Raw genomic sequence first — 13,967 nt, 5'->3', positions numbered from 1 at the left:
GCCCGGCGGCGCCACGCATCGTTTCTACCTTAGACGAGAACGCCGCGTGGTGCACGCGGCGTTCTCACTGATCAATGACTGATCGGCGGCTGATCGACAGCGTGTATCGGACGCCGTCAGTCGTTGTTGAGCAGCGAATCGTAGTCGTCGCTCGTCACATCGCATTCGGACTGCGCATCGTAGGTCTCGTCGAGGATCGTCTTGCCCTTCGAGTCCTGCAGGATGAACTGAACCTTCGCGTCCTTGAGGTTGTAGTCGTCCTCCATCTGCTTCGCGAATTCACTCATCGGCGAGCACATGATGCCGTCGAGCATCGACGAGTAGATGCTGCTGTAGCCGTCGTAGGTCGAATCAGTGAAGCGGATCGCGTAAATGAGCGTGTTGCCCTTCGCGGACACGTCCATCTCCATGCCTTCGGTATCGCCGGAGGATTCCTCGATCGCCTGCTCGAGCTGCTTCTTGACCTCCGGGTTGCTGAAGGCCTGCTCAAGCGTCTTGCCGTCGCGCAGCGCCTGCTCGAGCGCGTCGCTGCCAAGGCTGCCGCCGCCGAGCGGCTCGTCGCTCGGGTCCTCGCTCGGCTCATCGAAGGGATCATCACTCGGATCGTCGAAGGGGTCGTCGCTCGACTTCGGCGACGACGTCTGGCTGTGCGACGAGGACGGGCTCTCGTTCGGCTTGTTGTCGTCGTGCTTGTTGAGCGCGATGACGGCGAAGACGACGCAGACGATGAGCAGCACGGCGGCGACGACGCTCGCGATGATGATCGGCGTCTTGCTGTTCTTCGGCGGCTGCTGGCCGTTGAATGGCGCGTTGCCGTCCGGCGGGATCTGCGGCGGCACCTGACCGGGGCCGCCATAGGAGGCGGCCGGCTGCTGCTCGTAGCCGTAGCCGGACTGCGGCACATAGCCGTTGCCGGATTGATAGTTGTTACCAGGCTGATAACCGTTACCCTCAGCGTAGTTGCTGCCCTGCGGGGCCGGGGTACCATACGGCGGCTGCGGCTGCTGACTCACCGGAGGCTGGTTCATCGGCGGCATCGGCGCATAGTTGAAGGCCTGCGTCGGCTGCGACTGCGCGGCGCCGTCGAATTCAGTCGACCGCGGCTGCTGGCTTTCATACGGCGAGGCGAAGGGCTCCTGATAGTTCTGCATCGGCTGCGTCTGATTCAGCTGCGACGTCTGGCTCAGCTGCGGCGCTGGATTCATCGACTGTGACTGATCCATTTGCGGCGCCTGGTTCGGCTGCGCGGACGGCGTGTAGGCCTGCGTCTCGTCGTAGCTGCCGTAGTTCATCGGCTCGGTCGCCGGCGCGCCGTAGGCCTGCGTCGGCTCACTGTAGGCCTGTGTCGGCGCGCCGTAGGCCTGCGTCGGCTCCTGGCCGGCCGTGCGCGTGTCCTCGTAATTCGGGTAGCTGGGGGTCTGCGGATAGCCCTGACCGCCCTGCGGCTGCGAGGTCGGATCGTACGGCGCATTGGGGTTGCTCATCGTGGTGTCTCCCTTGCTGTGGTCGGACGGACGGCCGACGCACATGGCATGGCATGACCGTCCCGTCGCGATGCCCGAGGCATCGTCGACGTCGTGGTTCGGCGGCGTCCGGCAATGGCCGCAACGAGCATGTCCCGCTAACGCGCGCGAATAGCAACAGTGTATCGAAGCTCCGTCCGACGCAGGCGCGCGTTCTGACCTATGAGATACCGACGTGAGATGTCAGCGTCCCGACATCGCCGTGCGCCAAGCGGGCGCCGGCCGTCAGTTACCGCCTTGCGAGTAGGCTGAAGACGTCGTAGAACCAGACGTTCCAGCACAGAGGTGACCATGTCCGAACCGACCTCCCAGCAAGCAACCACCGACCGCATCCATGTCGCCGTCATATACGGCGGCAAGGCGGACGAGCATTCGATCTCCTGCATCACGGCCGCCACGTTCCTGCGCGCGCTCGACCCGGCGAAGTTCGAGCCCGTCCTCATCGGCATCACGAAGGACGGCGCGTGGATCACCGACGGTGCCGATCCGCTCGACTGGGATCTCGCTCACGGCCTGCCGCAGGTCGAACGCGTCGACGGCTCGCGCGACGTCGTCCTCGACATCGGCCGCGGCTCCGACGGCTTCCTGGCGCGCAACACCGACGGCACGCTCTCCTCGCTCGGCCACATCGACGTCGTCATCCCGGCGCTGCACGGACCGTACGGCGAGGACGGCACAATCCAGGGCCTTTTTGAGATGATGGGCGTGCCCTATGTCGGCTGCGGCGTGCTCGCGTCGGCGGCGTGCATGGACAAGCATTACACGAAGGTGCTGCTGGGCGCCGCCGGCATTCCGGTCGCCCCCGGCATCACGATCGACACGCGGCGCTTCGACGCCTCCAACCATTTCGCCGCCGACGGCGAGGCCTTCCTCGGACTCGTCGACGAGGCCGGACTCGCCTGGCCGCTGTTCGTCAAGCCGTCGCGCGCCGGCTCGAGCTTCGGCGTCACGAAGGTCGAACGCGTCAACGATCCGGAGGCGCTCGCCGCCGCCGTCTACGAGGCGAGTCTGCATGACTGGCGTGTGCTCATCGAACAAGGCATCGACGCGCGCGAAATCGAATGCGGCGTCATCCGTCCAAAGCCGACCGATTCGGCGCGCGCGAGCCTGCCCGGCGAGGTCGTGCTCGACAAGCGCGAGGACGGCGACGATCAGTTCTATGATTTCGATAGCAAATACATGGACGCGCAGGCGAGCCACACCGAGATCCCGCCGCAGCTGTCCGATGAACTGATCGAACGTGTCCGCGCGACCGCCGTGCGCGCGTTCAACGCCGTCGACGGCACCGGCCTGAGCCGTGTTGACACCTTCGTGACGGCCGAAGGCGACGTCCTCGTCAACGAAATCAACACCTTCCCCGGCTGCACGTCGATTTCGCTGTTCCCGAAGGCGTGGGAGGCCACCGGCATCCCGTTCCCGGACATGGTCACATTGCTCATCGAAGGCGCGCTGAGCCGCTGACGGCGGCGACAACAGATCGCGAACAAAACAGTAAGGGGTCGTGCACAGCAGCTGTACACGACCCCTTACGTTTGCAGTCGATTGATTATTGATTATCGACGATCGATCATTCGACGGTGATGTCCTTCGGGAACATCTCGGCGATCATCTGGTCGAAGGAGATGCCATCGTCGAGCACGCGCGTCACGGCCTTCGCGAGCGGCGTGTCCACATGGTACTTCTCGCCGAGCGCGACGACGGCGGACGCGGTCGCAACGCCTTCAGCGACGCCGTTGCTCGCCTTCGTCGCCTCCTCGACGCTCATGCCCTTGCCGAGGTTGTAGCCGAAGGTGTAGTTGCGCGACAGCGGCGAGCCGCACGTCGCGATGAGGTCGCCGACGCCGGCGAGGCCGTAGAAGGTCTCCGGCAGCGCGCCCGCCTCGGTGCCAACTTCCTTGATTTCCGTCAGGCCGCGCGTCTCGATCATCGCGGCCGTGTTCTCGCCGTAGCCGGCGCCGTGCGACATGCCGACGGCGAGCGCGACGACGTTCTTGAGCGATCCGCACAGTTCGAGGCCGATGACGTCCGAGGTGATGAAGGCCTTGAAGTAGTCGGTCGTGCACATCTTCGCGAAGGCGCGCGCGTTGTCGATGTCGGTGCAGCCGACGACAGTTGCGGCCGGTTCGCGCGCGGCGACCTGCTTGCTCAGGTTCGGTCCGGAGACGGCGAGGAATCGGTTCGTCTGCAGGTCGAGTGCCTCTTCAACGACCTGGTCCATGCGCTTGCCGGTGTCCTTTTCGATGCCCTTCATCAGCGAGACGACGAGCGCCTCGTCCGGCAGCAGGCCGTTGAACTCCTCAAGCGCCTTGCGTGCGACCTGCGCGGCGATCGCGACGACGACGACGTCAGCGTGCGCGACTGCTTCGGCACGGTCGCCGGTCGCCGTCATGTTGTCCGGCAGCTTCTCGACGCTCGGCAGCCGCACCGGATTGCGGTGCTCGGTCTGGATCGCCTTGACGATCTCCGGCTCGATCGCCCACATCGTCACGTTGTTGCCCGCGTCCGCGAGGACCTGTCCGAAGGCCGTTCCCCAAGCGCCTGCTCCCAGAACCGTGATGTTCGCCATATCGTGCTCCTTCCGCCGCGCATGCGCGCCGGCATCTGTCTGATGGCGGGGCCGGACCTCGACCCGTCCCCGCGGATTCGTCTGCTCTCTATTGTCGCCGTTGTTGCGCCGCGATGTTCGATTTCGCTCTTGGCGCGTTATTCTGCCTTCGCCGCCGCGTCCGTGGTCTTGTCGGCTGCGGTCATCTCTGCGACGGTCGTGGACTCAGCTGCCGTCTTGCCTAGCGCCTGCGCGTCGACGACATGCGGATCGCTGAACGGGGCAACCTCGGGCACTTCCTTCATGATGCGGTAATCATAAAAGCCGTCCGGCGCCTTGACGCCGCGGATATTCGCCATGACCTCCTTCATGCGCACGCGCACACGGCGCGCGAGTTCGTCGGCGAGTTCGATCGGCGGCTCATCGCTCCATTGGTCGGCGTTGGCGAGCAGATCGGCGTAGTCGAGCCGCGTGTCATAGCACATGACGACGTTCTTGCGCGGCCACGGCCACCAATGGTTGATGCTCGCGGCGCCCCACGTCACCGCGCAGTACAGCGGGATCTGATGGCCGACGCGGCGCGAGGCTTCGAGCGCGATGAAGCCGATGCCGTTCTTCATGCTCATCGGCCATTTCTTCGGGTCGCGCGTGACAGTGCCCTCCGGCCAGATCGTCAGCGCATGGTCGGAGGTGAGGATCTTGACCGACTCCTCCTCGATCTGCCTCGCCTTGCCGCTGCGGCGCGGCACCGGCTGCATGCCGACGGCGCGGAACCATTTGCCGATGATCGGCCACTTGCCCATCTCGGCCTTCGCCATGTAGCGGGGACGACGCCCCATCTGGAACATCGCGACCATCGGCACGAAGACGTCGAACTGCGTCACATGCGTGGCGGCCGTGATGTAGGCGCCTTCGACCGGCACGTTGTCAAGCCCCCACGCGCGCAGCTTGCAGCTTGCGCGCAGCACCTTCGCCGCGCCTTCGAGCAGGCGGTGCGTGATCTTCGGATTGAGTTCGTCGATTTCCTTCTGGTTCGGCCGGATGCGTCCGGTCGGGAACGGCCGGGTCGGGTCGACGAGATCGTATTCGGCCGCAAGCTTGGCGACCTGCTTGTTGCTCAGCGGCTCGACCGCCGAGCGCGGGGAGGGTTTGCCTTTGGATGCCATGCCCCCATTGTGCCCCGAGAACCGTACTTCGTTCCCGCCGCACGTCGATACGAAGAAGTCGATATGAAGAACCGGCCGGCTGGAGAGAAGGGCCAGCCGGCCGGCATAGGGAAAGAAAGTGTACGTAAGCGCTTCAGCTCAATCGATTAGTCGATCTGTGCGCCGAGCGCGTTGAGCTTGCCGCGGAAGTCAGCATAGCCGCGGTCGATGAGGCTGATGCCGCGCACGTCGGAGGGGCCCTTCGCCGTGAGTGCCGCGATCAGATGGCTGAATCCGCCGCGCAGATCCGGCACGTCGATATCGCGTCCCTCGAGCGGCGTCGGTCCGAAGATGACGGCCGAATGCTTGTAGTTGCGCTGCTGGAAACGGCACGGCAGCGAGCCGAGGCATTCGCGGTACAGCTGAATCGTCGCACCCATCTGCACGAGCGGCTTCGTGAAGCCGAAACGGTTCTCGTAGACAGTCTCATGCACGATGCTCAGGCCGTTGGCCTGCGTGAGCGCGACGACGAGCGGCTGCTGCCAATCGGTCATGAAACCGGGATGCACGTCAGTCTCGATCGCGACCGGCTTGAGGTCGCCGCCCGGATGCCAGAAACGGATGCCGCGGTCGGTGATGTCGAACTCGCCGCCGATCTTGCGGAAGACGTTGAGGAAGGTCATCATCTCCGGCTGCGTGGCGCCCTTGACGAAGATGTCGCCGTGCGTCGCGAGCGCCGCCGACGCCCACGAGGCGGCCTCGATGCGGTCGGTCAGGGCCGTGTGCGTGTAGCCCTTGAGCTCCTTGACGCCTTCGATGCGGAACGTGCGGTCGACGTCCACCGAGATGATCGCGCCCATCTTCTGCAGCACAGCGACGAGATCCATGATCTCCGGTTCGGTCGCGGCGCCGGACAGTTCGGTCTTGCCGTCCGCGAGCACGGCGGCGAGCAGTGTCTGCTCGGTCGCGCCGACCGACGGGTACGGCAGGTGGATCTTCGCGCCGTGCAGGCCGTTCGGCGCCGTGATGTGGATGCCGTCCTTGTGTTCCTTGTCCACGTCGGCGCCGAGCTTGCGCAGCGTCTCGAGATGGAAGTCGATCGGGCGTCCGCCAATGTTGCAGCCGCCGAGCGCCGGGATGAAGGCTTCGCCGAGGCGGTGCAGCAGCGGGCCGGAGAACAGGATCGGGATGCGGCTCGATCCGGAGAGCGTGTCGACATCGGCGACATCGGCGAGCTGCACGTTCGTCGCGTCGATCGTCACGACGCCTTCGGAACCGTCGACGTCGACGTTCACGCCGTGCAGGCGCAGCAGGTCGGAGACGACGTGCACGTCGCGGATCTCCGGCACGTTCTTGAGCACGCTCGTGCCCGGTGCGAGCAGCGCGGCGACCATCGCCTTGCTGACGAAGTTCTTGGCTCCGCGGACCTTGATCGTTCCGTTGAGTGGTTTGCCGCCAACGACGTGCAGCACGTCATCCGTATGTTCGGCCACGTCTACCTCTTTCATGTCTTGTCGCTGCCACGGGAGGCGCAATGCGGCGCTTCCCGAGTACGTCCGTTCCGTCTGTGTATTTGCAGTATCTCTGTATCTCTACCGGCACGCCGTCGTTTTTATTTCCACGGCCGGCTGCGCCGTCACCCATCGACCTTTCATTGTGCCATAAGGCATGTAAGTCGCCACAGCCGTGTCCACGTCTGCACAGGTGTCCGCGCACGCGAAATCACCGCATATGCCGCGCGCTTGGCGTTGCGCGCAAAATCGACCCCTCCCCGCCGCCGCGCGCATATCATCGGAACCACCAAACGGCCGGGCGTCGATGCGTCGCCTGCCGCCGTCACGATCATCGAAGGAGATTCCTATGACCACTGTCGCCATCATCGGCTGCACGCACGCGGGCACCTTCGCCGCGTCATCGATTCTGCAGAAGCATCCGGATTGGGATGTGCACGTCTTCGAACGCAACGCCACCGTGTCGTTCCTCTCGTGCGGCATCGCGCTGTGGGTCGGCGACCACGTGTCCGACCCGAAGAAGATGTTCTACTCGTCGCCCGCGCGACTGGAGGAAGCCGGAGCGACGATGCATATGCGCACCGACGTCACCGACGTGCATGTCGCCGCGAAGACGCTCGAATACCGCGATCTGGAGACCGGCGACACGCGTGCGATGGCCTTCGACAAGCTCGTCGTGACGACCGGCTCGCGCCCCGTCGTCCCGTCGATTCCGGGCGTCGATTCCAAGCGCGTACAGCTGTGCAAGAACTGGGACAATGCGATCGAACTCAAGGAACGTTCGACCAACGCGAAGTCCGTCATCGTCGTCGGTGCCGGCTACATCGGCGCGGAACTCGCCGAACAGTTCAGCGACATCGGCGTCGAGACGACGCTCGTCGACGCCGCCGACCGTGTGCTCGCCAACAACTTCGACAAGACGATCACCGATCAGGTCGAGGAACGCTACCGTGAGCACGGCGTGACGCTCGCGCTCGGCGAGAAGGTCGTCGCCTTCCGCGACAACGATGACGACACGGTCACCGTCGTCACTGATCAGGGCGAGCACACGGCACAGTTCGCCGTGCTCGCGATCGGATTCGTGCCGAATACCGATCTCGTGCGCGGGCAGGTCGACACGATGGACAACGGCGCGATCGTCACGAACGAATACATGCAAGCCTCGGTGCCGTACGTGTATGCGGCCGGAGACAGCGCGACCGTGCTGTTCAACCCGACCGACGCGCACGACTACATCCCGCTCGCGACGAACGCCGTGCGCCAGGGCATGCTCGTCGGCGAGAACATCGAAAAGCCGACGCGCAAATACATGGGCACGCAGGCGACAAGCGCCGTGCAGCTCTACGACCTGTCGCTCGCCGCATCTGGCCTGACGCAGGGCGGCGCGAACCGCCGCGGCATGGACATCCGTTCGACCGAACTCGTCGAGGACTACCGTCCCGCCTTCATGACGACGACGGCGCCCGTCACGTCAATCCTGACGTGGGATCCGAACACGCGCCTCGTCAAGGGCGCGCAGTTCTGCTCGTCGGTCGACGTCTCCGGCGCCGCGAACGTCGTGTCGGTGGCGATTCAGGCAACGTTCACGATCGATATGCTCGCGAACGTCGATTTCCTGTTCCAGCCGAACTTCGACCAGCCGGTCTACTATGTCGGCGCCGTGGCGGCGAAGGCCGTCGCCGAGCAGGACGCCTGAGCGGCGCGATCAGTCGCCGCCGAGGTCGAAGGCGGCCGCCTCGTCCTCCTTCGAATACGTGCGGAAGGCCATCAGCGTCTGCGTGGCGGCGACGCCGTCCACTTTCGCGATGCCCTGCGGAATGATCTGCGCGAGGTCCTCAAAACGGTCCGCGGAGACGACGGCCACAAGGTCGACGTCTCCGGCGACCGAGTAGACGTCGCGCACGCCGTCGATTTCGACGATGCGTTCCGCGGCATCGCCGACCATATCGCTGTCCGTCGTGATCAACACAATCGCATCCGCCATGGCTGCTCCTTCACCTTGTGACGACTTCGTTCGCGAGCACGGGGATCACCGCACCCGCCGCTGCCCATTATACGGTGATACGTACGGGCGGCGGGGCCGCGGTTGCTCAGCGCGCGCCGATCGGGCCGGCCCAATCGTCGTCCTGCGGCTCGCGCGCCGATTCGATCGCCTGATCCGGCTCGCGCAGCGCCGGAATCGTCTTCGGCTTGAACGGGAAACGCTCGGCGCGCATCGCCTCATAGGCGGCGATGTCGTCCTCGTGCTGCAACGTCAGGTCGATGTCGTCGTAGCCGTTCATCAGACGCCAGCGCACATAGTCGTTGACTTCGAAGGGCAGCACGACGTCGCCGCAGCTCACGGTGCGGTTCTCGAGGTCAACGGTCATCTGGCGGCCCGGCTCCTCCTCGAGCAGCTTCCACAACAGTTCGACGCTCTCCTGCGGCATGATCGCCGCGAGGACGCCGTTCTTCGCCGTGTTGCCGTAGAAGATGTCGGCGAAACGCGAGGCGATGACGACGCGGAACCCGTAGTCATGCAGCGCCCAGACGGCATGCTCGCGCGACGAGCCGATACCGAAGTCGGGACCGGCCACGAGGATGCGGCCGTCGGCGTACTCCGGCTTATTGAGCACGAACTCGGGGTCGCGGCGCCACGCGTAGAACAGCGCGTCGTCGAAGCCGGTGCGCGTCACGCGCTTGAGGAAGACGGCTGGGATGATTTGGTCCGTGTCGACATTTGAACGGCGCAGCGGGACGCCGGTTCCGGTCAGGGTCGTGAGTTTTTCCATCGAATCGTCCTTTGCTTGGGAATGCTTTACAGGTCGGCGGGCGTCGAGATTGTGCCGCGGATCGCCGTCGCGGCGGCCACGGCCGGCGACGCAAGATGCGTGCGCGAACCCTTACCCTGACGGCCCTCGAAGTTGCGGTTGGACGTGGAGATCGAACGTTCACCGACGACGAGCTTGTCCGGGTTCATGCCGAGGCACATCGAGCAGCCGGCGTTGCGCCATTCCGCGCCGAAGTCCTTGAAGATCTGGTCGAGGCCCTCCTCCTCCGCCTGCAGGCGGATGCGCGAGGACGCCGGCACGACGAGCACGCGGTGGATCGAATCGGCCTTCTTGTGGCCTTTCATGATCTCGGCGGCGATGCGCAGATCCTCGATACGGCCGTTCGTGCATGAGCCGATGAACACCGTGTCCACCGGGATGTCGCGGATCGGCGTGCCCGCCTCGAGTCCCATGTACTCGAGCGCGCGCTCGGCGGCGGCGCGTTCGGTCGCGTCGGCGAAGTCCTCGGGGGACGGGACGGCGGCCGAGATCGGCACGCCCTGACCAGGGTTCGTGCCCCACGTGATGAAGGGTTCGAGATCCTCGGCGCGCAACGTGACCTCGGCGTCGAACTGCGCGTCATCATCGGTCCTGAGCGTCTTCCAATACTCGACGGCCTGATCCCACAGTTCGCCCTTCGGCGCATGCGGACGATCCTTGAGATACGCGAAGGTCGTCTCATCGGGGGCGATCATGCCGGCGCGCGCGCCCGCTTCGATGCTCATGTTGCAGATCGTCATGCGCGCGTCCATCGACAGATTTTCGATGGCCTTGCCGCGGTATTCGAGCACGTAGCCCTGGCCGCCGCCGGTACCGATCTTCGCGATGATCGCGAGGATGATGTCCTTCGCGCTGACGTCGGACGGCAGATCGCCCTCGATGTTGATCGCCATCGTCTTGAACGGCTTGAGGCTGAGCGTCTGCGTCGCCATGACATGTTCGACCTCGGAGGTGCCGATGCCGAAGGCGAGCGCGCCGAACGCGCCATGCGTCGAGGTGTGCGAGTCGCCGCAGACGATCGTCATGCCCGGCTGCGTCAGGCCGAGCATCGGCGCGAAGGCATGGACGATGCCCTGGTCGGCGTCGCCAAGCGGGTGCAGGCGCACACCGAACTCGCGGCAGTTCTTCTCGAGCGTCGTCAGCTGCGTCGCGCTCGTCTCATCCGGGTTCGGACGGTCGATGTCCACGGTCGGCGTGTTGTGGTCCTCGGTCGCAATGAGCTGGTCGACGTGACGGGGGGCGCGGCCGGCGAGGCGCAACCCTTCGAACGCCTGCGGGCTCGTCACCTCGTGCATGAGCATCAGGTCGATGTACAGCAGGTCGGGAGCGCCGTCGTCGCCCTTGCGTACCAAATGATCAGCCCAGACCTTTTCGGCCAGTGTCATTCCCATGCTCGGTCTTCCTCCTACAAAAACTGGTCACGCTTGTCAAGAGCGTGGTTCACATGTCCGTTCAGCTTATGAGTTCATCTTTCAAGACACCGCATGCACGTCACTATATGAGATATGGAGGTTTGGTGAATGGGTTGAGGCAGCGAGAAACATTGGAATCACTGTGTTTTGTCGACTCAACGTCTCCCCGTACCCATGATGTGCGACAATCTTGCACACTCCGATTTGGTGTTTCATTATGTGAGATGGCATAATGTCGTCATGACTTCAAATACGCTATCCGCAAAAACCGAGCATCAGCTCGATGAGGCCGTGACAGAATCCGTCACCGCCGTGCCCACCGCCGAAACCGAGGTGACGCCCGACGACATGGCGTCGGCCGAGTCCACGGTCGACGCCGCAGTCGAAGAGGCGCATTCCAATCTTCAGGCGTCGATGACGAACGATTCGGCCGCCAATGACCATGAGATCCATTCCGGCGTTGGCGTGCTCGACAAGACCGTCAAGATCCTCGACGCGCTCGAGTCCGGCCCGGCCACGCTCGGTCAGCTCGTAAGCCAGACGAAGCTCGCGCGTCCGACGGCCCATCGTCTCGCGATCGCGCTCGAACGCCACCGCTTCGTGCTGCGCGACCAGCATGGCCGGTTCGTCCTCGGTTCGCGTTTCGCCGAACTCGCGGCAGCCGCCGGCGAGGATCGTCTGCTCGCGGCCGCCGGCCCGATCCTGCAGACACTGCTCGACCGCACCGGCGAATCGGCGCAGATCTACCGCCGTCAGGGCGAACAGCGCGTCTGCATCGCCGCCGTCGAACGTGCGAGCGGCCTGCGGGATTCGATTCCGGTCGGCGCGATGCTGTCGATGGAAGCCGGTTCCGCCGCGCAGATCCTGCTTGCGTGGGAGGATTCCGACCGTCTGCACCAGGGCCTGCGCCACGCCCGCTTCTCAGCCGCGAAGCTCGCCGCTGTGCGCAAGCGCGGCTGGGCCGAGTCGATCAACGAACGCGACGAGGGCGTGTGCTCGATCTCGGCACCGATCCGCAACGCCTCCGGCCAGGTCATCGCCGCGATCTCGATCTCCGGCCCGAGCGGCCGCATGGGTTCGAATCCGGGCCACCGCTTCGCCCCGCTCGTCATGGGTGCCGGCAAGTACCTGACCGATGCCCTGATCAAAGCCAGCATCAGTCGCTGACCCAGTCTCTTACGCTGTAGCCCATACCAGCCGCAGCCGCATACCCCAGAAGGGAGCCGCCAGGTTCCCTCCTTTTTTATGCTCCCCTAGCGTCCCGTTCCATCGGCCCACTCGACACTTCGACCCGCAAACCCGCCTCCTAGCGTCCCGTTCCATCAACGCCGGCGATCAACCGACCCGCAGCGCCCCGTTCCGTCGTCCCACTCGACCAGCCGACCCGCAAACCACCCTTCCAGCGTCCCGTTCCACCGACACCGTCGACGAAGCAACCCGCAACGGGCCCGGCACACGCCCCGCTACCGGCCGAACAGGTTCTTGGCGATCGAATGGAACACGCGGCTGACCGTCGTCGGCTTGTGCAGCAGGTTGACGCCTTCGCTCTTCGGCTTCGATTCGGCCGTCATCCCGTAGACGTAGGCCTTCTTCGAACTGGGCTTGCCGACAAGGTCGCCGAACGCAAGCAGCTGCGTGCGCGGTTCGTACGGATGCCGGATATCGAACTCGAACAGCCGCGCCGCACGCCGTTGTGGCACCGGCCCATAGGAACCGAACCCGCAGGTCGGCGACGCGATCATGCGCATGCCGTCGGCGATTCCGTCGAAGGCGTTGCGGTGGTCATGCCCAGTCGAAATCGCGAAGTACGCATGCGTGTCCCGCAGGATCGCGAATTCGCCGCTGTCATCATCAGGGCAGCTGATGCCTTCGCCGAGATAGCCGCCGGGTGCCGTCTTCGCATCGTCAAGCGTGTAGTACTGCCCCGAGAACATCCGGTACCCCTCGACGGCGCGCGCGGCCGTCGACGCGACCGGCTTGAGCAGCTGATAGTACTGCGGCAGCGCCGTATGCTGAAAGACGATCGATTTCGCCTGCGGCCCCAACGCGGCCGGCAATGCGCGCAGGAACGCCAACGCGCGCGCGTCCGGCGTGCCATAGCCGCCCGTCGGTGCGTAATCGCCGGAATCGACGAGGACAACGCCGAGAATCGTCTCGCCATGCTCGTTCGCGACCGGCAGCGCAAAGGTGCCCGGCTCGCACGCGTAGGCGACCTCGTCGGCGAGTGTCGGCGCCGTCGTACGCACGCACACATCGGCCGCGTCGAGCGGCGCGGACGGGTCGTCGACGTGCATCGTCTGCTTCATATGCGCGGTGATGACGGGGTTGAGGCAGCCTTTGAACTCGTGGTAGATTGCGTCGAGTTGCGCATTGCTCAGGCCGCACTGAAAATCATGGTTGCCGTAGGTGACCGCCCACGGGACGCCCGCGTCGATCATCGGCGTGACGAACTGGCGTATCGAGGCGCGCACCTTGTCGCGCGTCTGTTCGAGCTCCGCCTCGCGACGCGCGGTCGGCGCCGGCGTCTTCCAATGGCGTTTGCAGAAGGTGGCAGCGTAGGCGGGGTCATATCCGGCGATCTGGTTGCCGGATAAGACGACGAGGTCGGGACGCACGCTTGCGAGCGCCACTTCGATGAGTTTGATCGTGTCCGTCGAGACCTTCGGGCCGTCCTGGATGTCGGCGAGCTGCAGGATGCGGAATTTCCCCGAACGGTGGAACTGCAGCCGGCCGAGCCGTTGCGATACCGACAGCGGCTCGGCCGTGGCCAAAGCCTGCTTGTTCGTTACTCGTTCGCTCATACTTCCAACAGTAATGCACTTCGTGCGCGACATGGCGCGCGTGATGCGGATTCCCCCCATTTTCTGCGCAAGCACACTGCGCGGAAAACGACGAAACCCTCGCCGAAGCGAGGGTTTCAATTGGCTGGGATGCCTGGACTCGAACCAAGAATGGCTGAACCAGAATCAGCTGTGTTGCCAATTACACCACATCCCAATTGGCATGTTCATCACCGTGGTG

At 64.7% G+C, this 13,967-nt stretch carries 11 protein-coding genes and 1 tRNA gene; 3 read left to right on the top strand and 9 right to left on the bottom strand.

The genetic code is table 11. From position 1 onward, the window contains the following. Positions 1–116: 116 nt before the first annotated feature. Positions 117–1,484, bottom strand: coding sequence for a DUF4854 domain-containing protein (locus CGZ88_RS06705; RefSeq protein WP_133120916.1), 1,368 nt, complete (start codon positions 1,482–1,484; stop codon positions 117–119). Positions 1,485–1,814: 330 nt separating this feature from the next. Between CGZ88_RS06705 and CGZ88_RS06700 the strand changes: the two genes are divergently transcribed. Further along, positions 1,815–2,984 (top strand): D-alanine--D-alanine ligase family protein, encoded by a 1,170-nt coding sequence (locus CGZ88_RS06700; protein WP_101671429.1) that lies wholly within the window; start codon positions 1,815–1,817, stop codon positions 2,982–2,984. Between the two features lie 106 nt (positions 2,985–3,090). Here the strand turns inward: CGZ88_RS06700 and CGZ88_RS06695 are convergent, their stop codons facing one another. The 3 genes from CGZ88_RS06695 to murA all read right to left on the bottom strand — a co-directional run bounded on the left by CGZ88_RS06695 (position 3,091) and on the right by murA (position 6,706). After that, positions 3,091–4,089, bottom strand: a complete 999-nt coding sequence (locus CGZ88_RS06695) for an NAD(P)H-dependent glycerol-3-phosphate dehydrogenase (RefSeq protein WP_026644729.1) — start codon at positions 4,087–4,089, stop codon at positions 3,091–3,093. A gap of 137 nt (positions 4,090–4,226) precedes the next feature. Then, positions 4,227–5,234 carry a lysophospholipid acyltransferase family protein gene (locus CGZ88_RS06690; protein ID WP_101671428.1) on the bottom strand — a complete coding sequence of 336 codons (1,008 nt, stop codon included), beginning with the start codon at positions 5,232–5,234 and terminating at the stop codon, positions 4,227–4,229. Between the two features lie 146 nt (positions 5,235–5,380). Then, positions 5,381–6,706, bottom strand: coding sequence for a UDP-N-acetylglucosamine 1-carboxyvinyltransferase (gene murA / locus CGZ88_RS06685; protein WP_026644730.1), 1,326 nt, complete (start codon positions 6,704–6,706; stop codon positions 5,381–5,383). 367 nt (positions 6,707–7,073) lie between these two features. On the opposite strand from murA, the gene CGZ88_RS06680 reads away from it, so the two are divergent. After that, on the top strand, positions 7,074–8,420 hold the full coding sequence (locus CGZ88_RS06680) for an NAD(P)/FAD-dependent oxidoreductase (RefSeq protein ID WP_026644731.1): 1,347 nt from the start codon (positions 7,074–7,076) through the stop codon (positions 8,418–8,420). A 9-nt stretch (positions 8,421–8,429) separates the two neighbouring features. On the opposite strand, the gene CGZ88_RS06675 is transcribed toward CGZ88_RS06680, so the two are convergent. The 3 genes from CGZ88_RS06675 to leuC all read right to left on the bottom strand — a co-directional run bounded on the left by CGZ88_RS06675 (position 8,430) and on the right by leuC (position 10,925). Then, positions 8,430–8,708 (bottom strand): Lrp/AsnC ligand binding domain-containing protein, encoded by a 279-nt coding sequence (locus CGZ88_RS06675; RefSeq protein WP_026644732.1) that lies wholly within the window; start codon positions 8,706–8,708, stop codon positions 8,430–8,432. Between the two features lie 106 nt (positions 8,709–8,814). Next, a complete protein-coding gene (leuD, locus tag CGZ88_RS06670) occupies positions 8,815–9,495 on the bottom strand; it encodes a 3-isopropylmalate dehydratase small subunit (protein WP_026644733.1) in 681 nt (226 codons plus the stop codon). Positions 9,496–9,521: 26 nt separating this feature from the next. Then, a complete protein-coding gene (gene leuC, locus CGZ88_RS06665) occupies positions 9,522–10,925 on the bottom strand; it encodes a 3-isopropylmalate dehydratase large subunit (protein ID WP_101671427.1) in 1,404 nt (467 codons plus the stop codon). A 435-nt stretch (positions 10,926–11,360) separates the two neighbouring features. Between leuC and CGZ88_RS06660 the strand changes: the two genes are divergently transcribed. Beyond that, positions 11,361–12,113 (top strand): IclR family transcriptional regulator, encoded by a 753-nt coding sequence (locus CGZ88_RS06660; RefSeq protein ID WP_101671593.1) that lies wholly within the window; start codon positions 11,361–11,363, stop codon positions 12,111–12,113. A 296-nt stretch (positions 12,114–12,409) separates the two neighbouring features. Here the strand turns inward: CGZ88_RS06660 and CGZ88_RS06655 are convergent, their stop codons facing one another. Beyond that, on the bottom strand, positions 12,410–13,747 hold the full coding sequence (locus CGZ88_RS06655) for a metallophosphoesterase family protein (RefSeq protein WP_034523564.1): 1,338 nt from the start codon (positions 13,745–13,747) through the stop codon (positions 12,410–12,412). A 121-nt stretch (positions 13,748–13,868) separates the two neighbouring features. Continuing rightward, positions 13,869–13,943: transfer RNA gene (locus CGZ88_RS06650), tRNA-Gln, on the bottom strand. Positions 13,944–13,967: the final 24 nt, after the last annotated feature.

This window comes from Bifidobacterium anseris, from assembly GCF_002860345.1.
Lineage (GTDB): Bacteria > Actinomycetota > Actinomycetes > Actinomycetales > Bifidobacteriaceae > Bifidobacterium > Bifidobacterium anseris.
Note: the sequence above shows the minus strand (reverse complement) of the source record. Positions and strands in the feature narration are given on the sequence as shown.